Genomic DNA, 23,532 nt, shown 5'->3' on the forward strand with positions numbered 1-23,532 from the left:
TATGACCCAGCCTCTAAATTTAGCGGGTGTAACAGCCCAATCGTTATTTGACGATAACTCATCTGAATTGAAGTTAAGTTGGATTGCGGGACTGGAAGGCGCTGACAAAAATTTTGACCCTGAAGCAGTTAAGCTTGCCTCATCATCTTCCGACTTGGTAGGCCACTTAAATTTAATTCACCCAGACAGAATGCAAGTTTTTGGCATTCCAGAAGTGAACTATTACGAGAAATTAGATCCTGAGAATAGAAAACGTCAGCTAGCGGGGCTCATCTCCCTAAAACCACCCTGTCTCATCGTAGCCGATGGTTGCGACCCGCATGATGACATTATTCTTTACTGCCAAAGATCTTCCACACCTTTATTTAAATCAGCCATCTCAGCAGCAACGGTTATTGACCACCTGCGCTCTTATCTAACAAAAATAGGTGCGCCACGCTTAACCATGCATGGCGTATTTATGGATATTTTAGGTATGGGGGTTTTGATTACTGGTGACTCAGGGCTAGGTAAAAGTGAATTAGGCTTAGAACTTATCTCTAGGGGTCATGGTTTAGTGGCTGATGATGCCGTCGACTTTGCACGCTTAGGGCCTGATTACATTGAAGGTCGCTGCCCGCCCATACTAAGAGATTTGCTTGAAGTACGTGGCCTAGGCCTATTAGATATTCGAACTATTTTTGGCGAAACTGCTGTTCGTAGACGCATGAAATTAAGACTCATCGTTCAACTGGTTCGTAGAACTGATGGTGAGTTTGAGCGCCTACCAATCGAAGGCCAATCTATCGACGTTTTAGGCATTCCGATTAGAAGTGTAAAGATTCAAGTTGCGGCAGGCCGAAACTTAGCGGTTCTAGTAGAAGCTGCGGTACGCAATACTATTTTGCAGTTGCGCGGCATTGATACTCTTAAAGAGTTCATGGAGCGCCAAAGAAAGTTAATGAGCGCTGACGAACCTAATAAAAATCAAGGTCGCCTAATCTAATCATGCGCATTTTTATCATTACTGGCATTTCTGGCTCAGGAAAATCAGTTGCGCTTAATGCACTAGAAGACGCTGGGTATGATTGTGTTGATAATTTACCCGTCAGCTTCATTCATGATCTAGCCGAATCATTAAGTAAACAAGGTCGCGAAAAATTAGCAATTGCGGTTGATGCCAGACGCGGTCACTCTATTAAAGAGCTACCTGATGTCATTGATAAGCTCAATAGAAATCATGACGTACGCATTTTGTTTTTAAATGCCAACACAGAAACTTTAGTGCAGCGCTATTCGGAAACAAGAAGACGGCATCCACTTTCCCAATCTAACGATACGCGTACACCGCAAGTAGCCTTGATTGATGCCATCGAAAAAGAGCGCGAGCTTTTATCAGAATTGGCAGAGACCGCTCACAACATCGACACAAGCCATATCAAAGCGCACACACTCAGATCTTGGATACAAGATCTATTAAAAGATGAGCGACCTGGCCTCACGATTCTATTTGAATCATTTGGTTTTAAACATGGCGTTCCCCGCGATGCTGATTTAGTCTTTGATGTGCGATGCCTGCCTAATCCACACTATGATCCTCAACTACGCCCACTCACTGGAAATGATCCAGAAGTCGCCAATTTTCTGAGAGAGCATTCGGATGTTCAGGCCATGGGTGATGATATTCGCCGCTTTATAGAAACATGGTTGCCCAAGTATCAAGCGGATAGAAGAAGCTACTTAACAATTGCGATTGGTTGCACAGGCGGTCAACACAGATCTGTTTATTTATCCAATTGTCTTTTTGATTATTTTGAAAAACGCGTACAAACAAGTGGGGGTGGTGAATTACATCTACTTAAACGCCATCGCGAACTTGAATCAAATTCAACAAAATAGTTCTAACTGGCTTAGGCACACCTAAAGCTAGAGCATCTTCAAAAACAAACCATTGTTGATTAGGTTCTATAACAACCTTCTGCTTATTTAAATCGAGCATCATGGGCTGAATGGTTAAGCGTCTATGCGTTAGAACATGGCTAACCTTCTGCATCGGCTGGCCCTTCTTAGTCAAGACATCATTAAATTTTTCAGGGAAAGACCACATCCCTGCCCAAATTCCTTGATTCGGCCTCTTCTCTAGCAAAACTTTATTTTTCTGAATGGCAATCCACCAGTTCATATCAAGACGAATGACCTTAACTTTTTTTACCTTTAATGGAATTTGCTCAATCTTGCCAAGTGCCTTAGCTACACAGTCTTTATTAAAAGGACATTTTGGACTTTTCTCACTTAAACAAAGAGGCCCATACTGCGTACAAAATGTCGCCCCAAAATCCATAAGGCCTTGCGTATAAGCAACTAAATCATCCGGCTTTTTAGGTAATAAAGTTTCAGCGTGCGTCCATAATTTTTTTGTTTCTGCCGACTTACTTAAATCTGCCTCAATACCCCAAACTCTCGCCAAAACTCTTTTAACATTTCCATCAAGAATTGCAGCACGTTGCCCATAAGAAAAAACAGCAATTGCAGCAGCTGTAGATCGACCAATTCCTGGTAACTTTTCCAAAGCCACTGGATCACTTGGAAAAATACCATCATGCTCACTCATGACAACTCTCGCGCACTTATGAAGATTTCTAGCTCTCGTGTAGTAACCCATGCCACTCCACTCCGAGAGAACATCATCAACTGTAGCCATAGCTAATGAGCGCAAATCAGGAAAGCGTTTCAAAAATTCCTGGTATCTAATGAGGACTGTACTAACTTGAGTTTGCTGCAACATAATCTCAGACAACCAAACACGATAAGCAGTTCGATTGATTTGCCAAGGCAAATGATGCCGTCCATCTTTCTTCTGCCAAGCAATTAAGTATTTGGCAAAATTTTTATCCAATGCATTTTTTTTTATTTCTTTTGGCATATTGAGCAGAAATAAGTAGATCTCTGTCCTTGAACAATTTGCTTAATCGGCGCTTTACAAACAACGCAAGGCAAACCAGCTCGACCATAAACTTTTGTTTGCAACATAAAGTGGCCTGGCTCACCATCGCTATTAACAAAATCTTTCAAACTGCTACCGCCTGCCTTAATCGCTTTATTTAATATTTTCCGAACAGAAGCAGCTAACATTTCAGCGCGTGACGATGACAACCGGCCTGCTGCCATCTCTGGATGAATACCTGAATCAAAAAGACTTTCTGAACAGTAGATGTTGCCCACACCAACTACCGCTTGGCCAGATAAAAGCCATTGCTTAATAGATACAGATCGCTTACGAGAATGGTCATATAAATGTTTTCCGGCATTCAACTCATTAAAGTCATCCGAAAATGGCTCAACGCCTAATTTAAGCAACAAAGGATGATGATCAATTTCACCATCCTCATCACTTGACCACAAAACCGCTCCAAATTTCCTAGGGTCATGCAATCTTAAAAACTTTTTGCCAAACTGAATTTCCACTCTATCGTGTTTTTTCAATTCATCAGAAGCGGACATGATTCTCAAAACACCCGTCATACCTAAGTGAATAATCAGATGCCCCTCATCAAATCTTAAAAGTAAATATTTTCCGCGTCTCTTTATTTGATGTAATTTTTGACCTAATAGAACTTTTTCTAAATTCTTGGGGACAGGCCAACGTAACCGTCCATCATAAATTCGTACGGCGGTCACTTTTTTACCCTGAATATGGGGTTCGATACCTTGCTTGGTAACTTCAACTTCTGGCAATTCTGGCATACCTAGATTGTAGGCTGTGAGATTAGAATGTGCTCATGAAGAAAAAAATTAATGTTTTGATAAGCGGTCTATTGCTTCTAATTAGCGTAAATGGCTGGGCCAACACTCGCAATGACTTATCTGCCGAACAAATGTTCCAGATACTAGCTTCAGAGATCGGCCTCCAAAGAGGTGAAGCAGCCTTGGCTTATCAAACCTACTTTAGCTTAGCAAGAAACTCGCAAGATCCTCAGTTAGCGCAAAGAGCCATGGAAATTGCTATTGCAGGTAATGCCCCAGAACTAGCATTAGATGCGGCAAAACTATGGGATGAGCTTAGTCAAAAAGGAGAAGCAAAAGAAGTTTTAGTGACTTTGCTGATGATTAATCAACGTTGGACCGAAACAGTCAAACCGGCAACAGAGATACTTCAAAAAATATCTCCGGCGAAAAAAGAAAAACAAATTAACTTATGGCGCCCTCTACTAGCTAAAGCATTAGATGAAGATGCAGCCCTAAAAGCTTTTTTCCAGATTCTTAAACCTTCCATCGCACAAATTAGCGATGCGGAATTACTCTACACATTTTCATTGGCAGCAGAAAAAGGTGGCCAATTTGAAGATATGGAAAAAACACTGCGAAAAATACTGATCAAAAAACCTAATGATAAAAATGCTTTGAATGCCTTAGGTTATTCCTTTGCGGATAGGGGTATTCATCTTAAAGAAGCCATCGCTTTACTAGATAAGGCCCACAAAATTGACCCTGAAGATGCCTACATTCTTGATAGCTTAGCTTGGGCCAACTACAAATTAGGTAACAAACAACAAGCAAGCGAGCAATTACAACGAGCATTTCAAGGTAAACCCGAAGCTGAAATCGGGGCGCATCTAGGGGAAGTATTATGGGCTTCTAACAAAAAAACTGAGGCTGAAAACATATGGCGTCAATCTGAATTAATTGATGCCAACAATAAAACCCTAAAAGAAACTTTAAAGCGCCTATGGCCAGATAGGGTTCCTGCAATTAGTACAACTAAAGCCCCACAATTATGGGACGGTCGATTTGCCATCAAGATTGGCAACTCAAATGATTCAAAAGGGGGCAGCGGCGCCTTTACGCTAACCCATGAAAACCAAATCGATATTCTCGACATCAGAAATCCACTAGGCGGCGCCTTGGCAAAAATAACCATTAGTGCATCTAATGCAAAACTAGAATCTGGTGATAAAGTTTTTGAATCAGTCGATGCAGATTCATTATTACAAAATTATCTAGGCCTGCCATTACCGGCGCGTGGTCTATCCAAATGGCTAAACGGGGAGGCTAGAGTAGGCGCACCTGCGAGCATAGAGCGCGATGAATTAAATCGCACAAAAAAAATGATCCAAGACAGTTGGGTTATGACATTTGGATGGAGCGATAAAAATCAATTGAAAAAAATGGAATTAAAACGCGACTCAAGCATGGGTGCGATTGAAATACGTTTAATTTTTGAAACTATCGATGACTAAAAAAATTACAGTTTCTGCCCCAGCAAAAATTAACCGATTCCTCCATATTGTTGGCCAAAGGAATGATGGCTATCATTTGCTTCAAACTGTTTTTCAGTTAATTAGCTTGACTGATGAAATTACGCTCACAAGCTCCCCAAGCCCTGAAATTAACCGAATTGATGGCCCCGCCAATATTCCCCCTGAGGAAGATTTAGTCGTAAAAGCAGCTCGCCTACTTCAAAAAACAACAAAAACAAACCTAGGCTGCACTATTAAATTACAAAAAAATATTCCTATGGGCGCTGGTTTAGGGGGAGGCTCCTCAGATGCGGCTAGTGTTTTATGGGGGCTTAATGAACTTTGGGATACCCAACTAACGCGAGCTGATTTAATGACATTAGGACTTGAGTTGGGTGCAGACGTCCCATTCTTCCTATTTGGTCAAAGTGCATTCGCCGAGGGTATTGGAGAAATACTCCACCCCGTTAACTTGCCCCAAACACAGCTCCTCCTTATTTATCCTGGGGTAAATATCCCAACCATTGATGTCTTTAAATCACCTAATTTGACTAGAAACCACCCAGCCGTTACAATGTCAGACTTCATTGGGTCAGCACACATCGATCAATTCGGTTCCAACGATTGTGAAAGTGTGGTTACTCAGAAATATCAGGAAGTTGCGGAAGCAATTACTTGGCTAAAACAGCGGGTTCCTCAATCGAATCCGCGCATGTCAGGCTCTGGCAGTAGCGTATTTGCTACAGTAGAGGCTAATTTAGCTAAGGAATTACTAAATCAACTACCTCAAAGATGGAAAGGTTTTGTTGTTCGGGGGCTTAATAGCCATCCGTCTTACAATCCAATTTCATAGGAGTAGATGCGAGAGGGGAGTCGCCAAGCTGGTTAAGGCACCGGATTTTGATTCCGGCATGCGAAGGTTCGAATCCTTCTTCCCCTGCCAACACTCAGATGTCGCATAATCCAACTACTCATCAAATACACAACATGACACGAGGCCCCATGCAACATGAAACCATGATGGTTTTTACTGGCAACGCTAACCCAGCTTTAGCAAAAGCGGTGGCGGATCATCTCAAACTGCCACTTGGTAAAGCAGAAGTAGGTCGATTCTCCGACGGAGAAATTCAGGTTGAAATTCAGGAAAACGTTAGGGGTAAGCATGTTGTTGTGCTTCAATCAACCTGTGCACCTGCCAATGACAACCTCATGGAACTTATGATCATGGTAGATGCCCTAAAGCGAGCATCTGCAGGACGAATCACGGCAGTGATCCCTTACTTTGGTTACGCAAGACAAGACCGCAGACCAAGATCTGCCCGTGTGGCGATCTCCGCTAGATTGGTTGCAAACATGCTCCAACAAGTAGCCGGTGTTGATCGCGTGCTAACCATGGATCTCCATGCGGATCAAATTCAAGGATTCTTTGATATCCCTGTAGATAACATTTACGCGTCCCCTATTCTTTTAAGCGATCTCCAGTCTAAAAAAGGTCCTGACCTTTTGGTAGTATCCCCAGACGTTGGTGGCGTAGTTCGCGCACGAGCCCTAGCTAAGCAATTAGGCTGTGACTTGGCCATTATTGATAAACGCAGACCAAAAGCTAACGTATCAGAAGTCATGCATGTCATTGGTGAGGTTGATGGTCGCCACTGCGTGATCATGGACGACATGATTGATACGGGCGGCACGCTCTGTAAAGCAGCTCAAGTACTCAAAGAGAGGGGCGCAAAAAGCGTTGTAGCTTACTGTACCCACCCTGTGCTATCAGGTGGTGCCGTTGGTCGTATTGCTGAATCAGCACTTGATGAAGTGGTGGTTACTGACACCATTCCATTAAACGATGAAGCAAAAAAACTTAATAAAATCAGAGTGTTATCAACTGCTCCATTGCTTGCCGAGACCCTTTCTCGAATCAGTACCGGTGACTCAGTGATGTCACTATTTGCCGATTCTTAAGAAAATCCTAAAGAATCGCTTTTTTAAGCTAGAATAGAGGGCTTTTCCGCTTGGTCGCGAGTGGAAAAGCCTTTGTTTATTTAACTATTTGGAGTTCACATGAAAGTTGTCGCTTACGAACGTAGCGTACAGGGAACGGGTGCGAGCCGCCGCCTGCGCAATGCCGGTAAAACGCCTGGCATTATCTATGGTGGAAATGAAACCCCTCAAGCTATTGAATTAGATCACAATGCCCTTTTCCATGCTTTACGCAAAGAGGCATTCCACTCATCTATTCTAGATATTGAAGTTGCTGGTAAAAGCCAAAAAGCTTTGCTACGTGACTATCAAATGCACCCTTTTAAACCGTTGGTATTGCACATCGACTTCCAACGCGTTGACGCTAACCAAAAGATTCACGTAAAAGTGCCTTTGCACTTTGTAAATGCTGAAATAGCGCCTGCAGTTAAATTAGGTGGCGCGATTGTTAGCCACATTGCTACAGAAATCGAAGTGAGCTGCTTACCTTCAGACTTGCCAGAGTTCATTCAAGTTGACTTGAGCAAGATTGAAGTGGGTCACTCTGTTCACGTTAAAGATATCTCATTACCAAAAGGTCTTTCTTTGGTACCGCATCTTGAACATGAAAACCCAGTGGTTGCTAATGCACGTGTTCCAGCTGTTAAAGCTGAACCTACTGCAGAAGCAGCACCAGCGGCCGAAGCTCCTAAAGAAGAAAAGAAATAAGTCTTTTTTAATGCTTATGAAAAACCCGCTTTCTAGCGGGTTTTTTTTCGAACCCAAACTTAGTCTAAAGTATCGGTATGTTTAAGTTAATTGTTGGCCTAGGTAACCCAGGCACCAAACATGAAAAGGATCGCCACAACGCGGGATTTTGGCTAGTGGATGAGCTTGCTCGACTATATGGCGGTCAGTGGCAAGAAGAACCTAAATTCTTTGCTCAAGTCGCCAAAATCAAACTTGGCGGAATAGACGCCTGGTTAGTCAAACCTAATACCTTTATGAATAGAAGTGGACAAGCCGTTGCTGCTGTTTGTAGGTTTCATAAGATTACCGCTAAAGAAATGCTCGTCGTTCATGATGAGCTTGATTTAAAACCTGGCGTGGCAAGGTTGAAATGGGCTGGTGGTCTAGGTGGCCACAATGGCTTGAAAGATATCAGCGCACATTTGAGTACGAATGATTATTGGCGCCTTCGACTTGGCATTGGCCACCCACGTGATGCTGAAAGCGAAAAAAAGAATCTAGATGTGGCGGACTATGTATTAAAAAAACCGCGCCTAGAAGAACAAATTGATATTGATCGCGCGATTTCTTGCTTCTTAAGCAATATGCCAAAAATTATTGCTGGTGATATGCCCGGCGCAACGATGGCCCTACACAGCAACACTTAAGAAATTTTTATTTTTTTATTAGTTAGCTGATGGTACTTAGCCATTAGCTGATCTTGGCTTTCCACATACTCAGGATTAAGCGGGATACAGTCAACCGGACAAACTTCTCTGCACTGAGGCACATCATAGTGACCAACACACTCCGTGCATTTATGAGCATCTATCTCATAAATTGCCAGTCCCATTGAAATGGCGTCATTAGGGCACTCTGGCTCGCACACATCACAATTGATGCATTCATCGGTAATCATTAATGCCATTTATCTTCTCAACTCAGATCTTTTTTGCCAACCACTTTTCCACAGATGGGAAAACAAACTTGCTAACATCCCCGCCCAATAATGCAATCTCACGCACAAATGTGCCAGAAATAAATTGGTATTGATCAGATGGGGTTAAAAATAAAGTTTCAACATCCGGTAAAAGATAACGGTTCATACCAGCCATTTGAAACTCATACTCGAAATCGGAAACTGCGCGCAAACCACGCACGATGACTCTCGCATTATTTTTTCGAACGAAATCTTTCAATAAACCGCTAAATCCTTCAACACGAACATTTGGATAATGCCCCAAAACTTCTTTAGCAATCTCTAAGCGCTCTTCTAAATTAAAGATTGGTTTTTTATTTTTACTATCAGCAATACCCACAACCACCTCATCAAAAATAGAGGATGCTCTACGAACCAAATCTTCATGGCCACGTGTAAATGGATCAAATGTTCCTGGATATACTGCAATTGCCATAAAACCTCCTAAAACTTGCGCTCAGTTTATATCTTCTTAGGCACTAATAGTGTGCCATTTGCCACTCCGGCACGTATAGTACGCCCAACCATCCACAAATCACCATATTTAGGTATTTCCGCTAATAAATTTTCCGGAAACACAGTCTTAGGATGCTCTACATAAATAGCTGACTGAATCTCTTTCCTTGTAAACCTTACAGCCTGTGTCAGAGCGCTCAAAAAAAGAGACTCATTTGAAAAAGGCGGATCAATAAATGTAATGTCGACGCTATCAGTTGGTAATTTTTCACCATAAGTAATGGCATCTGCTTGAATCATTTCCACGCACCCCAACTCTGAAGCATCTTTAAATTGCGTGAAATTATTTTTTAATTCACTAAAGGCTATCTTATTTAATTCGACCATCGTTACTTGTTTAGCGCCTCTAGAAAGAGCCTCAAAGCCAAGAGCCCCTGTTCCAGAAAACATATCTAAACAAATTAAACCATCTAATCGTTGTCCCAACCAATTAAAAAGAGTTTCTCTAACACGATCAGAGGTTGGTCTAAGTCCTTGCAAATCGGTGACCTTAACTAAACGCCCCCGCCAATGCCCGCCAATAATTCTTACCTTGCCCGCGCTCATTGACCACCCACAACAACCGTTACTATCTTATTCATATCAAGATGCTTTTTATAAGCAGCAATCACTTGGTCTTTAGTAACCGCATTCAATTGCATGGTCCAAGTATTCAAAGTATCAAGCGGCAACTCATTCCAAGCAATACTAGCAACGTTATCTAATATTTTTTTGTTGCTATCAATTCTTAATGGAAAACCATTAGTCAGATTTTCTTTTGCAGATTTAATCTCTTCATCAGTAGGGCCATTAGTAACAAAATTAGTAATGGTCTCCGTCATTACTTTGACCGCAAGATCTGACTGCTCCTTTTTTGTCTGCATCCCCGCCACAAATGGCCCAATATCTTTTCCAGGGGCCACATAGCTATAGACGCTATAAGCTAGCCCTCTTTTTTCTCTAACCTCTTTCATTAGCCTAGAAACAAACCCTCCGCCACCTAAGATGTAATTACCTAATAACAACGGGAAATAATCTGGATCTTTTCTAGCAATCATCGGCAACCCCATTGAGATGTGGGCCTGTTGTGAAGGATGATTAATCTTAATAACTCTGTCCGCTAATGGTTTTGCGGATAAAAGCTTAACGGGTTCAACTACCTTTAACTGAGAGGAGGAAACCGGCAAACCTTTCATTAATTTATCGATAATGGCATCTGCATCAACATGGTTTAAATTTCCAACAATAGTAATCTTTGAATTGGCCGCAAAAAATCTCTTCTTATAAAAATCACGGACATCTGAAATATTTATTTTTTCAACCGTTTGAACAGTTGCAGATCTTGATAATGGGTGAGAGCCGTAAAGCTGACGATCGAATTCTTTCCCCAAAACAACCTCTGGTTTTAAGTTGGCTTCCTTAATTGAACTAATCATCAAATCTTTTTCTCGATTTAAGATTTTTGCATCAAAAACAGGTGCACTTAAAACTGAAGCAGCTAAATCAATTACTGGCGACAAATATTTTCGATCGCTTAAAGACCGCAATTTAAAACTTGTTCTATCAGCGCCAGCCATAACAGATACAACAGCACCCTGATCCGCCAATCTATCTGATATTTCAGCCTCGCTCAAAACTTTTCCATGAACCATGGCGCCCTTATCCAACATGGCAGCAGTCAATGATGCTAATCCAGTTTTATCTACCGGTACATCTACAGCACCAGCGCCCCAATCAATTTGTAAATCAACCATAGGGATTGATGCTGTCTCAACAAGAAAAACTTTGGCCCCACTTGAATGCGTCCAATTTTTTATGGTTATTTCAGCAAAAACCTGAACGCTCATGAAAGTAGCGCATAAAAACAGTAGGTATTTCATATTTCTAAAGCTCATATCAATGCCTCAATCTCAATGGAGCAGATTGATTAGTTGTTTTTTTAAGATCCATTGCTTGTGGGTTAAGGAAAGCAATCGTCAAATTGTCATCTCTCAAGTATTTATTAATTACTTCTTTTATTTGACTAGAGTTAACTTTTCCAATTGCCGCCACATAATCATCAGCATATTTCCATGAAATCTGATTCATTTCAAAAACACCAATCTCCATAGCCTGGCCAAATACTGAATCTTTTTTATAAACTTGAGCAGCCATCAATTGGGTCTTAACACGATTCAATTCCACATCAGTAACGCCATTAACTGCAATATCTTTAAGAATATTTCTAATTTCAGACTCAACCATGGAAGGTGATGATTTTTTGGATATGCTAGCTCCTAAGGTAAATAACTGAGGGCCTCTACCTAACGCTCCATAAGATGCATCCACGGAATCAGCTATTCTTTTATCTCTTACTAAAATTCTATTCATGCGTGAATTAGCATGTCCATCTAATATGGCAGCCAACACTTGCAAAGCATATGGCTCAGCAACATCTAACTTATTAGGGTTTAATTTAGGCACCTGCCAAGCCATTGTTAAATCAGGGTTCTCAGCAGGCACCTTCACCTCTATTCTCTTTATACCTAACGCATTAACTTCTATCTGCGGTTTTCTGATAGGCAAATTCTTAGCTCGCAAAGGTTCGTAGTATTTCTTTGCCAACCTTAATACATCTTCAGGGCTAACATCTCCAGCAACAACAAGTACCGCATTATTAGGCGCATACCAATTCTCGTACCATTCTTTTGCGTCCAAATAAGTCATACTTTCTAAATCAGTCATCCAACCAATGATTGGATTTCTGTAAGGCGTATTTTCAAAAGCTGCCGCATATAAACGTTCATTAACAATTGCCTGAGGTTGGTCATCAGTCCTCAATCTGCGCTCCTCCATCACCACTTGGAGTTCTTTTAGAAATTCTTCTTCAGTTATTTGCAGATTCGCCATTCGATCTGCTTCTAAAGCCATCATTTTTTCTAAATGAGATTTTTCTATCTGCTGAAAATAAGCTGTGTAATCTTTGCTCGTGAATGCATTATCTCTTCCACCCACCTCGGCAACTTTTTTTGAAAATTCTCCAGGGGCAAGATTTTTCGTTCCTTTAAACATCATATGCTCTAAAACATGAGCGACGCCTGTCTTACCACTCACCTCATCGACTGAGCCCGCCCGATACCAAACCATATGAGCAACCGTTGGCGCACGATGATCTTCTCTAACAACCACCTTCATGCCATTTGATAATTGAAACTCATGCGTTAAAGGTTTTAATGTTTCAGCATTCGCGATGAATGAAAATAAGACGCCCCATAAAAAAATTGGGGTATTTTTGGCTAGGGTTGTTAATATGCTCATAGTTAATGAATTGTATCGGTCATGTTCGGATTACGTAAAACCCTATCTAGCCTATTTAGCAGGCAAAAAATTGATGAAGAATGGTATGACTCTCTAGAAGAAGCGCTTCTTTTAGGTGATGTTGGCATGAAAGCCACCCAATCTCTCATCGCCTCTCTCAGAGCTGAAGCCAAAAAACAAAAGGCTGAAACTGTTGAGGAACTCAAAGAACTGCTGGCGCAACTCATTGAAAACTTACTAAAACGCCTAGAAAGACCTCTTAACCCATTACTCAGTTTTCAAAAATCTTCGTTAAACCCACAAGTTTGGATAGTAGTGGGTGTTAATGGGGCGGGGAAAACCACCAGTATCGGTAAGCTTTGTCACTACTTTCAGGCTTCCGGTCATAAAGTTTTGTTAGGAGCTGGAGATACTTTTAGAGCCGCTGCAAGAGAACAATTAATGACGTGGGGTGAACGTAACCAAGTTGCGGTTATCACTCAACAAGGAGGCGATGCCGCAGCCGTTGCGCATGACTCAGTCAAGGCAGGTCAATCTAGAAATATGGATTTAGTTGTCATTGATACAGCAGGCCGGCTAAGCACGCAAGCCAACCTAATGGATGAACTCAAGAAAGTGAAACGCGTCACTGCTAAAGCCCAAGACGATGCTCCTAACGAGACAATTTTAGTAATTGATGGCAATACTGGTCAAAACGGCTTATCGCAAGTCAAGGCGTTCCACGAGGCTCTTGGCTTAACTGCAATTATCGTTACAAAACTCGATGGAACGGCTAAAGGGGGGATTCTTTGCGCAATCGCTGAAGAGCTCCCAGAAAACACACCTAGCGTGATTGCACTAGGCCTTGGGGAAGGGATTGATGACCTTAAGCCATTTTCGGCCTCAGAATTCGCTAAATCCCTAGTTCCATAATATTTAAAACCATTTAAATCATAGGGTTACAGTATAATTAGCACTCTATTTAATAGAGTGCTAATATAACCATATATGACACAAATGAATGCTCTTATTCCGACAAACTTAAATGTAGGCAGCTTGGATGCCTACATTTCTAGCGTCAATAGACTGCCTATGCTTAGCGCAGCGGAAGAGCTTCGCCTTGCGAAAGAGTTCAGGGAGCAAGAAAACCTGGATGCTGCCCGTACGCTTGTTATGTCACACCTAAGACTAGTTGTTTCGATTGCGCGCCAATACCTTGGCTATGGCCTACCACATGCTGACCTGATTCAAGAAGGCAATATTGGTCTTATGAAGGCTGTTAAGCGCTACGATCCCAACCAAGGTGCTCGCCTAGTTACTTATTCTATTCACTGGATTAAAGCTGAAATCCATGAATACATTCTGCGCAACTGGAGAATGGTGAAGATTGCCACAACCAAAGCGCATAGAAAATTGTTTTTTAATTTGCGCAGTAATAAGCCTAGCTTAAACGCACTATCCCCAACTGAAATTGAACATCTAGCTAAAGCGCTTGATGTACGCAACGAAGATGTCAAAGAAATGGAGCAGCGTCTTTCTGGTGGAGACATCGCGATTGAAGCTCACGACACCTCTGACGATGAGGCTTATGCGCCGATTAACTGGCTAACAGATAATCGATATGAGCCATCACATGTTATTGCGGAAGAAGAACATCGCCAACTGCAAGGCCCTGGCATTGAAAGAGCACTTGCCACGTTAGATGAAAGAAGCAGGAAAATTGTTACAGCTCGTTGGCTTGATGTTTCTGATGATGGGACTGGCGCAAGCACGCTCCATGACTTAGCCGCTGAATTTAATATCTCTGCTGAGAGAGTTCGTCAGATTGAAACAGCTGCTCTAAAAAAGATGAAGCTAGCGCTAAGTAACTCTTAAACTCTATTGAGATAACTAGGCGGTTATCTCAATAGTTGCTTTAAATCTTCAGCAATCAATTGCGGCCCTTGTTGGTGTCTTAAAAACAATCTTAATTGGCCATTCGTATCAAAAACATAACTTCCTGCTGTATGGTCAATCGTGTAGCTGCCTGCAGATTTACCCGGAACCTTGCTATAGAAGACCTTAAAGTCTTTTGTTACTTTTTGCAAAGACTCAACTGAATCCGGCCTCATACCTAAAAATCTTTTATCAAAAGCTGGTACATATTGGGCTAGCAAATCTAAAGTATCGCGCTCTGGATCAACCGTTACAAAAATAACCTGAACTCGATCAGCATCTTTACCCATTAACTCCATGACACCCTGCATTTCATTCATAGTTGTAGGACAAACATCTGGGCACTGGGTATACCCAAAAAACATGACCACTAACTTTCCTTTGAAATCCGCAAGTTGTCGTTGTTTTCCATGATGATCGATCAAAGAAAAATCTTTGCCAAATGACTTACTACCAGTAATGTCGACATTGTTAAATTTAAGAGCCTCTTGAGAGCAAGCCAATAATAAAACTGATACCAAGCCAATCAAAAATGCTTTTAAGAATTGCAGTTTATTGATGTTCATATTTAGATGTAGTGATCGATTAACAATGCAGCAAATAGAAGTGACAAGTAGATGATGGAGAATCTAAATGTTTTCTTTGCAAGCTCATCGCTATATGAGCGATAAAGTGCAATGGCGTATCCTAAAAATGCGGCCCCTAACAATAAAGCGCTAAGCAAATAAAAATAACCGCTCATTTGGTAAACAAACGGCAGAATGGTGGCGGCAATCAAGATCAAGGTATACAGCAGAATATGCAACAAGGTAAATTTTTCACCGTGAGTTACCGGCAACATAGGTAAGCCCGATTGCTTGTAATCCTCTCTTCTATAAAGTGCCAGCGCCCAAAAATGAGGGGGGGTCCAAGTAAAAATAATTAAAACCAAAAGCCAAGCCTCTGCCGGAAAACTATTTGAAACTGCGGCCCACCCCAAAGCTGGCGGCATAGCTCCAGATAAACCACCAATCACAATATTTTGCGGGGTGGCAGGCTTTAAAAGTAATGTGTAAATGATGGCATAACCAACAAATGTGGCTAAAGTTGCCCACATAGTTAATGGGTTTGCAAAATGCCATAACAATGCCATGCCAATAGCACCAATCAATAGTGCAAAAATAATGATATGAAATGGTCCTAACTCACCAGTAGCGGATGGTCGCCAAGCAGTTCTTCGCATCTTGGCATCCACTTTTTGCTCAACCAAACAATTAACAGCGAAGGCTGCTCCGGCAAGCAACCATATACCAAGTGAACCGCCAATTAAAATCGGCCAGGGCACCATACCTGGGGTAGCCAAGAACATGCCAATGATGGCGCAAAAAACAGCTAATTGCGTGACTCTGGGCTTAGTTAAAGCCCAATACTTTCGCCACGTCGGCATGGAATTAATGTTGCCTTTTAAATTCACGCAAACTCCTCACGATGCAGCATTAACAATTTAACTAAAACAATTACCATGGCAGCGGCACCTCCTGTATGTAAAAGAGCTGCCACAATTGGCCAATCCAAAATAATATTACTCATACCAGTTAGTAGTTGCATCAAACATAAACCAAACAAAGCAAATGCCCAATGTCTTAATTTAGGATGACCAATTGTCATTGCATTTTTTAAGGTTTTATAACTAACAAAAAATAAGATACTTAAAACAACTAGAGCACCAAGCCTATGCACCCAATGAATAGCTCTAAGGGCTTCAATAGCCAAGAATTGGCCATCAGCAGTTTTCCCCAATTCTCGCCATAACGTAAATCCAGATTGAAAATCCATTGAAGGAATTAACTCACCATGGCACAAAGGAAAATCATCACAAGCCAAAACAGCATAATTAGTGCTAACCCAAGCGCCTAAAAATATTTGTATGCATAAGGCCACCAACCCAAACCAAACTAAAGCGCCATGACCTTGAACCACAGATCTTTGTTCTTTAAGGAAACTATTACTTTGCCAAGCTGTTAGGCCTGACAAATAAGTTAAGCTTGCTAAAAAAGCAATTCCCAGCATGAGATGCGTAGTCACAATGATGGGCTGAAGTTTTAAAGTAACAGTCCAAGCGCCAAATGCTCCTTGCAAACAAATTAATCCTAAAATAAAAGCGGCGCAAATTCTAATTTTTAAATTAATTTGATTTCTTTTTATCCACGCCCAAAAAACAATCGTGATACAAAGAAAACCTACGGCCATAGCAAAGTAACGATGCAGCATTTCTATCCAAGCTTTACTGAGAGTTACAGGGCCTGTAGGCATTGCAGCCTCGGCTGCTGAAATATGTCCAATAGCCATGATAGGATTTGAAACCCCATAGCATCCCGGCCAATCCGGGCACCCCAACCCAGAGTCAGTTAGTCTTGTAAAAGCGCCGAATAAAATTAAATCAAATGTAAAAAAAATAGTTAACAACACCAAGCGATGAAAAGTAAAACTTTTCCTTCTCCACCAGGTGAAAAGCACTAATAAGGCAGCAACCGATGCGCCAATTAATGCTAACTGAATCCACATAACTAAAGACATTAGTCGCCAACTTTCCCAGTTGGATTCCACTTTAATAACTTCTCTAAATCTTTAACCATCTTCTTAAAATCTAAGTGTCCCTCGCCTGTTTTAAAACGCATCATTCTGTCGCCCCTTGGATCCAATAAATGAATAGCGCTCTGCTCGTTATCAGCATTAAGCCATGTCATTAACCGTTGTTTTTTTGCCAAATCACGAGGCATACGAATAAACGTAAAGCCTGCTAACTCTTTGTCATATGATTTTGCAATTTCTGGATCAATCACAGAATCATCAGTCACCAACCAAACCAACTGCACACGAGTTCTCTCTTTACCCATGGCTGTACGAAGCTGCCTCATAACATGCAACAATGTAACGCAAGCATCATCACCAACTTTACATTCACTAGCTGGCCTTGCAACCAACAAGGTCCACTTACCCACCAAGTTTTCTTCAATAACATTTGATGGAAATGGTTGTACTGGGCTAACTAATTCACCGATGTTAGCTTTACCACCAGCAGGTTTAATCACATAAAAAGTGAAATACGATGCTATCACTGGCGCAGCGCAAACCAGTAACAACAAGATCATTTGTATCCGACCTCTTTTAGTTGCAGAGTCTATCTTTTGACTCCCCGATGCAGGAATCAACGGCTCTACTATTTCTTTATCGCTCAAGATCTTTCCTCTTCAAACCAGTAATTAACCAAAACAATATAGCAACGGCAGCTAATGCAAACCATTGGAAGGCGTAGCCTTGGTGCTTTTCGGCACCAGATGTTGGAGCCGTCCAATCACGACTCAGCCCATCTAAATTATGATTAGGGCTCTGCCTAATCACAAATGGCAATTGCTTGCCCCCAAATTGCTGTGCCTCTTTATTTAAATCGAAATTTTGCAAAATATTAGATGCAGCAGACTCTGAATAAGCTCCTCCGATATTCATTACTCTGGCAGCACCTTCAAAAGCAATACCCTGCACTTCAATTACCCCTGTTGGAGTAAGAATCTCAGGCAACTTAGTTCGATCCAGCATATTTCTAGGGGCCCAACCCCTATTAACCCAAACAATACCATCCGACCCCTCCAACAACATGGGAGTTAAAACATAAAAACCTGCAGCAATCCCTGTTTTAGGATCCTGCCCTTGTGGATGGGGTCTATTTTCAAGCCAAATTGTTTTATTAACTAAATAAGTTCCTCTGGCAACAACTGAGCGATGTAGCACCTGATTAAGCGTTAACGACTGTCGATTAATAGTAATCGGGCTGGCCATCTCTTTAGCCATCAAATCATTCGCCGCCATTATTTTCTCTTGCATGCGATTAATCTGCCAATTACCCAAAAGACAACCTATTCCAAAAACCATAAAAGCTGCCAAAGTTGCTATAGGGCGAGATAAAACAAGTCTTCTAAACATAAAGCAATGATACGATGCATACCTATGAAATGGATTATCTCAATAGCTTTTTTATTTATTTTTGCGAGCCTTGGCTCAGCCCTATTTTTTATGATGCGTGACAAGGGTAGAAGCTCCAATACTGTCTACTCTTTAATGCTTCGCATCGGGCTATCTATTGCCTTATTTATCGGGATTTGGGTTGCTCATACGCTAGGCTACATCCAAAGTACCGGGATACAGGTCATGTCCCAATAAGCAATAAATAATCTAAATAAAAACGCCGCATTAGCGGCGTTTTTATTACTGCGGGTATTACTAAGAGAATTACATCCAGTAAACAACCACGTAAAGACCCAACCAAACTACGTCAACAAAATGCCAGTACCAAGCTGCACCTTCAAACGCAAAATGATTCTCAGGCGTGAAATGGCCTTTAATTGTTCTAAACAAAACAACCGCCAACATAATCGCACCCATTGTGACGTGGAAGCCATGGAAACCAGTCAACATAAAGAATGTTGAACCATAAATGCCTGAGCTTAACTTTAAGTTCAACTCGCTATAAGCATGAATGTATTCATAAACCTGGAAGCACATAAATAATGCGCCCAAAAGAACTGTTGCGGTTAAACCTTGGATTACTTGCTTGCGGTGACCTTCACGCATCGCATGATGAGCCCAAGTACAAGTTAACCCAGAAGTTAAAAGCAATATAGTGTTCAGTGTTGGGATAGGCCATGGACCCATTGTTTTAAAGCCCTCAACTAAACCGCCTGGACCACCATTTGGCCAAGTAGCAGCAAAATCAGGCCACAACAATTTATTGTCAATATCACCCAACCAAGGCATAGCAATACTGCGAGCGTAGAACAAGGCCGAGAAGAACGCGCCAAAGAACATGATTTCAGAGAAGATAAACCATGCCATAGACCAACGATATGAAACGTCTACGTTCACACTATTCATGCCAGACTCTGACTCGCTAATGGCATCACCAAACCATGAGTACAAAGAAACTAGCGTCCAAACAATACCGGCTAAGCAAAGAATCATACCGGCAGTGCTGCCGTTAACCCATTGCGAAATACCAAAGCCGAAACCAGCTAAACCAATACTGGTAACGATTGGATGGCGTGTTGGCGCTGGTACGTAATAGTAAGGCGCTTTTGAAGCATTGGAAGACATTCTCTCTCTCCTAAAAAATCAACTCTTGAGGACTGCTTTAACAATCAACAACAATATTGTCATAAAAATCACTGTGCCTAATACACCCGCAAGCACAATATGCACAAAACTCAAAGATGCCATGTCTGCATCTTGACCAGATCTTTTTCGAACACCCAAAAACCCCCAAAGAACTGCTCTCATGGAAATAAAAAAGGTCACAATCGAATTATGTTGCTTCTTTTCCATATCAAATCTTTGACGGCTTACTGTTATGTTCACCAGTAATTACTTTTTGAGCCCCACCCACTTCAAAGAATGTATAAGACAAAGTAATTGTCTTAACGTCCTTAGGTAAAGCAGGATCAATCACAAAAACCACTGGCATTTCACGAGCCTCATTCGGTTTTAACGTTTGTTGCTCAAAACAAAAACACTCTAATTTAGTAAAGTGTTGGGTTGCTTGTTTAGGTGCATAACTAGGAATCGCTTGGGCTGATACAGCGCGACCCTGCGTATTTACAACCTCGTACACAACCTGAACCACTTCACCCGGATGAACTTGCATCGAATTTTTCACAGAACGAAAACGAAATGGTCCTCGCGTATTCGAATCAAACTCAACCGTCACAGACCGACTCTCATCAACCTGCGTATTTTTACTAACTGCATTAACAGCTCTTGTTCCGTAATCATTTTTGCTGGTAACCACATTAATGCCAGTCACCTCACATAAAACCTTGTACATAGGAACCAAGGCATAACCAAAACCAAACATAGCCAAGCTTATGACAATAAGCTTTTGCAACATAGAACGGTTATATTTTGTGAGATTAAAAGCCATGCTTATCCAAGTAGTACTTTTTTGGCGTAAATCCCAACAAAAAATATCACAACAACTGTTAACAAAATAAAACCCAAGCGGCGATTGCTCGCGCTTGGATTATTTTTATTACCCGTAGACTGTGTCATAAATAATGAATCAATCTACTTTAGGTGGAGTCTCAAATGTATGGAAAGGTGCAGGCGATGGAACTGTCCACTCCAAACCTTTTGCGCCATCCCATGGCTTATCTGCAGCTTTTTGACCGCCGCGATAAGTTGGTAGCACCACGAATAACAAGAAATACACTTGTGACAAACCAAAACCAAGAGCACCGATAGATGCCACTGCATTAAAGTCAGCAAATTGAACTGGATAGTCAGCGTAACGACGTGGCATACCAGCCAAGCCCAAGAAGTGCATTGGGAAGAATGTCACGTTAAAGAAAATCATAGATGCCCAGAAATGCACTTTTCCACGGAACTCATTCACCATGAAACCTGTCCATTTTGGTGCCCAATAGTAGAAGCCTGCGAACAATGCAAATAATGAACCAGCCACTAGAACATAGTGGAAGTGAGCAACTACGTAATAAGTATCTTGAATCATGATATCAATAGGAGCCATCGCGCACATAAGGCCAGTAAAACCACCCATTGTGAACACGAAGATAAAACCGATTGACCATAACATAGGGGTTTCAAATGTCATTGAACCCTTCCACATAGTCGCCACCCAGTTAAAAATCTTCACGCCTGTTGGAACAGCAATCAACATCGTTGCATACATGAAGAACAACTGACCAGTTACAGGCATACCTGTAGCAAACATATGGTGAGCCCAAACAATGAATGACAAGATTGCAATAGATGCTGTCGCATAAACCATTGAGCTGTAACCAAACAATGTCTTGCGTGAGAATGTTGGGATAACTTCACTAATAATGCCGAAGGCCGGCAAAATCATGATGTATACCTCTGGGTGTCCGAAGAACCAGAAAATATGTTGATACATCACAGGGTCACCACCACCGGCTGCTGAGAAGAAGCTAGTACCAAAATGACGATCGGTAAGAACCATTGTGATAACACCAGCTAAAACTGGCATAACAGCAATCAACAAATAAGCGGTGATCAACCAAGTCCAGCAGAACATGGGCATCTTCATCAATGTCATGCCTGGGGCACGCATATTAAGAATCGTCACAATGATGTTAATTGAGCCCATGATGGAAGACGCACCCATCAAGTGAACTGCGAAAATCGCCATATCCATACCAGGACCCATCTGCACAGATAATGGCGCATATAGTGTCCAACCAGCGGCAGTTGCTCCACCTGGCACAAAGAAGGATGACAACAATAATGTTGCAGCCACAGGCATGATCCAGAAACTAAAGTTATTCATACGCGCAAATGCCATATCTGAGGCACCTACTTGTAACGGGATCATGTAGTTAGCAAATCCAACGAAGGCCGGCATGATGGCGCCGAACACCATCACCAAACCATGCAATGTTGTTAACTGATTAAATAACTCTGGGCGGATATATTGCAAACCAGGCTGGAACAATTCCAAGCGGATTAACAAGGCCATTACACCACCGGCCATCAAACTAACAAAAGCAAAAATTAAATAAAGCGTACCAATATCTTTATGGTTCGTCGCGTACAACCAACGGCGCCAGCCGTGTGGATGATCGTGTGCATGATCATCGTGGTGATCGTGTGCGTGGTTTGCTGTGCTCATCTTGGCTCCAATTACCTATATATATTTGATTACTTAGCTGCGCGTGCAGTTGTGAAGTCTTTTGGCTGAATTACTTCGCCAGTCTTATTGCCCCATGAATTACGCGTAAACGTCATTACAGAAGCCAACTCAACGTCATTCAACTGAGCCCATTTAGGCATTGCGTTTTTACCGTTAAGAAGAATTTTTTGTTGACCCTCTTTGGGACCATTAACAATTTTTGAACCATCTAGAGCTGGAAACGCGCCAGCGCCTTTACCATTTGGCTGGTGGCATGCTGCGCAGTTTGCAGCATAAACTTTCTCACCACGTTGCTTTAGCTCATCCATCGTATAAGTCTTTGTTGGATCATCAGCAGCTGCGGCTAATGTCTTTTTAGTTGTCTCAACCCAAGCTGAGTAATCTGCATCAGATACAACTTTCACAACAATCGGCATAAAAGCGTGCTCTTTACCGCACAACTCTGAACATTGGCCACGATATGTACCAATCTTTTCAGCGCGGAACCATGTGTCACGAACAAAACCAGGAATTGCGTCCTGCTTTAAACCAAACGCTGGGATTGTCCAAGAGTGAATCACGTCATTAGCAGTTGTTACTAAGCGAATCTTTTTACCGACTGGAACAACCACTTCATTGTCGACTTCCATCAAGTATGTGTCGCCCTTAGCCGCTTGGTTATTAATTTGCTCACGCGGTGTAGTCAACGTCTGCATGAAAGAAATGCCTTCACCTTCACCTTTGATGTAGTCGTATCCCCACTTCCACTGATAACCAGTTACCTTGATGGTGATATCAGAGTTAGTTGTATCTTTCATCGCCACAACAGTTTTTGTTGCAGGCAATGCCATACCAATCACGATCAATAAGGGAACAACAGTCCAAATAATTTCAACGGTTGTGCTTTCATGAAAGCTAGCCGCTTGATGACCCAATGATTTACGGTGCTTATAAATTGAGTAAAACATCACGCCAAATACAGCAATGAAAATAACAGTACAGATGATCAACATCATCCAATGCAAAGTTGCTACCTCTTCAGCAATTTTTGTGGCAGCTGGTTGCAAATTCATTTGGAAGCGTGCAGGACCGCCAGGCATGTCATTAATAGCCAAAGCTAAGCCGCTTTGGAACAAGCCAGCTAAACCCAGCATCAAACCAGCTAATGTTGTGCGTTGTTTCATCTTTATTCCCATTTAATAAATTCTTAATCTGTTGCAGCGCATGAAAGCGCTATGCATTTGATATACATCAATTATATTTGGTGA

The 23,532-nt window shown here is 41.7% G+C and carries 28 protein-coding genes and 1 tRNA gene; 11 read left to right on the forward strand and 18 right to left on the reverse strand.

Annotated elements, in window-relative coordinates; genetic code table 11:
- The first annotated feature begins 1 nt into the window (after nt 1).
- Nucleotides 2–985, forward strand: a complete 984-nt coding sequence (hprK, locus tag ICV01_RS08405; protein ID WP_215287421.1) for an HPr(Ser) kinase/phosphatase — start codon at nt 2–4, stop codon at nt 983–985.
- 2 nt (nt 986–987) lie between these two features.
- Nucleotides 988–1,878, forward strand: a complete 891-nt coding sequence (gene rapZ, locus ICV01_RS08410; RefSeq protein WP_215287423.1) for an RNase adapter RapZ — start codon at nt 988–990, stop codon at nt 1,876–1,878.
- Here rapZ and mutY read toward each other — a convergent pair.
- Together mutY and mutM are read right to left on the reverse strand one after the other, a co-directional pair.
- The gene (gene mutY / locus ICV01_RS08415) at nt 1,838–2,902 is read right to left on the reverse strand and encodes an A/G-specific adenine glycosylase (protein ID WP_215287424.1); all 1,065 of its coding nucleotides are present in this window, start codon (nt 2,900–2,902) and stop codon (nt 1,838–1,840) included. The genes rapZ and mutY overlap by 41 nt on opposite strands.
- Nucleotides 2,887–3,723 carry a bifunctional DNA-formamidopyrimidine glycosylase/DNA-(apurinic or apyrimidinic site) lyase gene (mutM, locus tag ICV01_RS08420; protein WP_215287426.1) on the reverse strand — a complete coding sequence of 279 codons (837 nt, stop codon included), beginning with the start codon at nt 3,721–3,723 and terminating at the stop codon, nt 2,887–2,889. The genes mutY and mutM overlap by 16 nt, the downstream gene beginning before the upstream one ends.
- A 35-nt stretch (nt 3,724–3,758) precedes the next feature.
- Here mutM and ICV01_RS08425 point away from each other — a divergent pair, with 35 nt between their 5' ends.
- From ICV01_RS08425 to pth, 6 genes are all read left to right on the forward strand, one after another.
- Nucleotides 3,759–5,216: a lipoprotein insertase outer membrane protein LolB gene (locus ICV01_RS08425; protein WP_215287427.1), complete on the forward strand. Its 1,458-nt coding sequence runs from the start codon at nt 3,759–3,761 to the stop codon at nt 5,214–5,216.
- A complete protein-coding gene (gene ispE, locus ICV01_RS08430; protein WP_215287429.1) occupies nt 5,209–6,069 on the forward strand; it encodes a 4-(cytidine 5'-diphospho)-2-C-methyl-D-erythritol kinase in 861 nt (286 codons plus the stop codon). The genes ICV01_RS08425 and ispE overlap by 8 nt, the downstream gene beginning before the upstream one ends.
- Nucleotides 6,070–6,082: 13 nt before the next feature.
- A tRNA-Gln gene (locus ICV01_RS08435) sits at nt 6,083–6,159 on the forward strand.
- A gap of 59 nt (nt 6,160–6,218) precedes the next feature.
- Nucleotides 6,219–7,175: a ribose-phosphate pyrophosphokinase gene (locus tag ICV01_RS08440; protein ID WP_215289190.1), complete on the forward strand. Its 957-nt coding sequence runs from the start codon at nt 6,219–6,221 to the stop codon at nt 7,173–7,175.
- Nucleotides 7,176–7,274: 99 nt separating this feature from the next.
- Nucleotides 7,275–7,901: a 50S ribosomal protein L25/general stress protein Ctc gene (locus ICV01_RS08445; RefSeq protein WP_215287431.1), complete on the forward strand. Its 627-nt coding sequence runs from the start codon at nt 7,275–7,277 to the stop codon at nt 7,899–7,901.
- Nucleotides 7,902–7,978: 77 nt separating this feature from the next.
- Nucleotides 7,979–8,569, forward strand: coding sequence for an aminoacyl-tRNA hydrolase (gene pth / locus ICV01_RS08450; protein WP_215287432.1), 591 nt, complete (start codon nt 7,979–7,981; stop codon nt 8,567–8,569).
- Here the strand turns inward: pth and ICV01_RS08455 are convergent.
- Genes ICV01_RS08455 through ICV01_RS08475 form a run of 5 tightly spaced genes read right to left on the reverse strand, consistent with a single transcriptional unit; the run spans nt 8,566 to nt 12,672 of the window.
- The gene (locus ICV01_RS08455) at nt 8,566–8,829 is read right to left on the reverse strand and encodes a YfhL family 4Fe-4S dicluster ferredoxin (protein ID WP_215287433.1); all 264 of its coding nucleotides are present in this window, start codon (nt 8,827–8,829) and stop codon (nt 8,566–8,568) included. The genes pth and ICV01_RS08455 overlap by 4 nt on opposite strands.
- A 13-nt stretch (nt 8,830–8,842) precedes the next feature.
- Nucleotides 8,843–9,316 carry a pantetheine-phosphate adenylyltransferase gene (gene coaD / locus ICV01_RS08460; protein ID WP_215287434.1) on the reverse strand — a complete coding sequence of 158 codons (474 nt, stop codon included), beginning with the start codon at nt 9,314–9,316 and terminating at the stop codon, nt 8,843–8,845.
- 26 nt (nt 9,317–9,342) lie between these two features.
- The gene (gene rsmD, locus ICV01_RS08465) at nt 9,343–9,942 is read right to left on the reverse strand and encodes a 16S rRNA (guanine(966)-N(2))-methyltransferase RsmD (protein WP_215287435.1); all 600 of its coding nucleotides are present in this window, start codon (nt 9,940–9,942) and stop codon (nt 9,343–9,345) included.
- Nucleotides 9,939–11,270, reverse strand: coding sequence for a pitrilysin family protein (locus tag ICV01_RS08470; protein ID WP_215287436.1), 1,332 nt, complete (start codon nt 11,268–11,270; stop codon nt 9,939–9,941). Before ICV01_RS08470 ends, rsmD begins: the two co-directional genes overlap by 4 nt.
- Nucleotide 11,271: 1 nt before the next feature.
- Nucleotides 11,272–12,672: a pitrilysin family protein gene (locus tag ICV01_RS08475; RefSeq protein WP_215287438.1), complete on the reverse strand. Its 1,401-nt coding sequence runs from the start codon at nt 12,670–12,672 to the stop codon at nt 11,272–11,274.
- 21 nt (nt 12,673–12,693) lie between these two features.
- Here ICV01_RS08475 and ftsY point away from each other — a divergent pair, with 21 nt between their 5' ends.
- Both ftsY and rpoH read left to right on the forward strand, forming a co-directional pair.
- Nucleotides 12,694–13,584 carry a signal recognition particle-docking protein FtsY gene (ftsY, locus tag ICV01_RS08480; RefSeq protein WP_215287440.1) on the forward strand — a complete coding sequence of 297 codons (891 nt, stop codon included), beginning with the start codon at nt 12,694–12,696 and terminating at the stop codon, nt 13,582–13,584.
- Nucleotides 13,585–13,659: 75 nt separating this feature from the next.
- Nucleotides 13,660–14,526, forward strand: coding sequence for an RNA polymerase sigma factor RpoH (rpoH, locus tag ICV01_RS08485; protein ID WP_215287442.1), 867 nt, complete (start codon nt 13,660–13,662; stop codon nt 14,524–14,526).
- Between the two features lie 23 nt (nt 14,527–14,549).
- On the opposite strand, the gene ICV01_RS08490 is transcribed toward rpoH, so the two are convergent.
- Genes ICV01_RS08490 through ICV01_RS08510 form a run of 5 tightly spaced genes read right to left on the reverse strand, consistent with a single transcriptional unit; the run spans nt 14,550 to nt 18,495 of the window.
- Nucleotides 14,550–15,152, reverse strand: coding sequence for an SCO family protein (locus tag ICV01_RS08490; RefSeq protein WP_215287444.1), 603 nt, complete (start codon nt 15,150–15,152; stop codon nt 14,550–14,552).
- A 2-nt stretch (nt 15,153–15,154) separates the two neighbouring features.
- On the reverse strand, nt 15,155–16,012 hold the full coding sequence (cyoE, locus tag ICV01_RS08495; protein ID WP_215289191.1) for a heme o synthase: 858 nt from the start codon (nt 16,010–16,012) through the stop codon (nt 15,155–15,157).
- A gap of 23 nt (nt 16,013–16,035) precedes the next feature.
- Nucleotides 16,036–17,142: a heme A synthase gene (locus ICV01_RS08500; RefSeq protein ID WP_215287446.1), complete on the reverse strand. Its 1,107-nt coding sequence runs from the start codon at nt 17,140–17,142 to the stop codon at nt 16,036–16,038.
- Nucleotides 17,142–17,804 (reverse strand): hypothetical protein, encoded by a 663-nt coding sequence (locus ICV01_RS08505; RefSeq protein ID WP_251369345.1) that lies wholly within the window; start codon nt 17,802–17,804, stop codon nt 17,142–17,144. The genes ICV01_RS08500 and ICV01_RS08505 overlap by 1 nt, the downstream gene beginning before the upstream one ends.
- Nucleotides 17,794–18,495, reverse strand: a complete 702-nt coding sequence (locus ICV01_RS08510; RefSeq protein WP_215287448.1) for an SURF1 family protein — start codon at nt 18,493–18,495, stop codon at nt 17,794–17,796. Before ICV01_RS08510 ends, ICV01_RS08505 begins: the two co-directional genes overlap by 11 nt.
- Nucleotides 18,496–18,570: 75 nt before the next feature.
- On the opposite strand from ICV01_RS08510, the gene ICV01_RS08515 reads away from it, so the two are divergent.
- Entirely contained in the window at nt 18,571–18,783 is a 213-nt protein-coding gene (locus ICV01_RS08515) for a twin transmembrane helix small protein (RefSeq protein WP_215287450.1), read from the forward strand.
- Nucleotides 18,784–18,852: 69 nt separating this feature from the next.
- On the opposite strand, the gene ICV01_RS08520 is transcribed toward ICV01_RS08515, so the two are convergent.
- The 6 genes from ICV01_RS08520 to coxB are packed head-to-tail and all read right to left on the reverse strand — an operon-like array spanning nt 18,853 to nt 23,418.
- Entirely contained in the window at nt 18,853–19,713 is an 861-nt protein-coding gene (locus ICV01_RS08520) for a cytochrome c oxidase subunit 3 (protein ID WP_215287452.1), read from the reverse strand.
- An 18-nt stretch (nt 19,714–19,731) separates the two neighbouring features.
- Complete coding sequence (locus ICV01_RS08525) at nt 19,732–19,941, reverse strand: DUF2970 domain-containing protein (RefSeq protein WP_215287454.1); 210 nt, start codon at nt 19,939–19,941, stop codon at nt 19,732–19,734.
- Nucleotide 19,942: 1 nt separating this feature from the next.
- Nucleotides 19,943–20,536, reverse strand: a complete 594-nt coding sequence (locus tag ICV01_RS08530) for a cytochrome c oxidase assembly protein (RefSeq protein ID WP_215287456.1) — start codon at nt 20,534–20,536, stop codon at nt 19,943–19,945.
- A gap of 2 nt (nt 20,537–20,538) precedes the next feature.
- Nucleotides 20,539–20,664: a cytochrome oxidase small assembly protein gene (locus tag ICV01_RS08535; protein WP_215287458.1), complete on the reverse strand. Its 126-nt coding sequence runs from the start codon at nt 20,662–20,664 to the stop codon at nt 20,539–20,541.
- A 10-nt stretch (nt 20,665–20,674) separates the two neighbouring features.
- The gene (gene ctaD / locus ICV01_RS08540) at nt 20,675–22,264 is read right to left on the reverse strand and encodes a cytochrome c oxidase subunit I (protein WP_215287460.1); all 1,590 of its coding nucleotides are present in this window, start codon (nt 22,262–22,264) and stop codon (nt 20,675–20,677) included.
- 29 nt (nt 22,265–22,293) lie between these two features.
- Nucleotides 22,294–23,418, reverse strand: a complete 1,125-nt coding sequence (gene coxB / locus ICV01_RS08545) for a cytochrome c oxidase subunit II (RefSeq protein WP_251369429.1) — start codon at nt 23,416–23,418, stop codon at nt 22,294–22,296.
- Between the last annotated feature and the right edge of the window lie 114 nt (nt 23,419–23,532).

Origin of the sequence: Polynucleobacter sp. MWH-Spelu-300-X4, assembly GCF_018687515.1 — a bacterium.
In the GTDB taxonomy this organism is placed as follows: Bacteria; Pseudomonadota; Gammaproteobacteria; order Burkholderiales; family Burkholderiaceae; genus Polynucleobacter.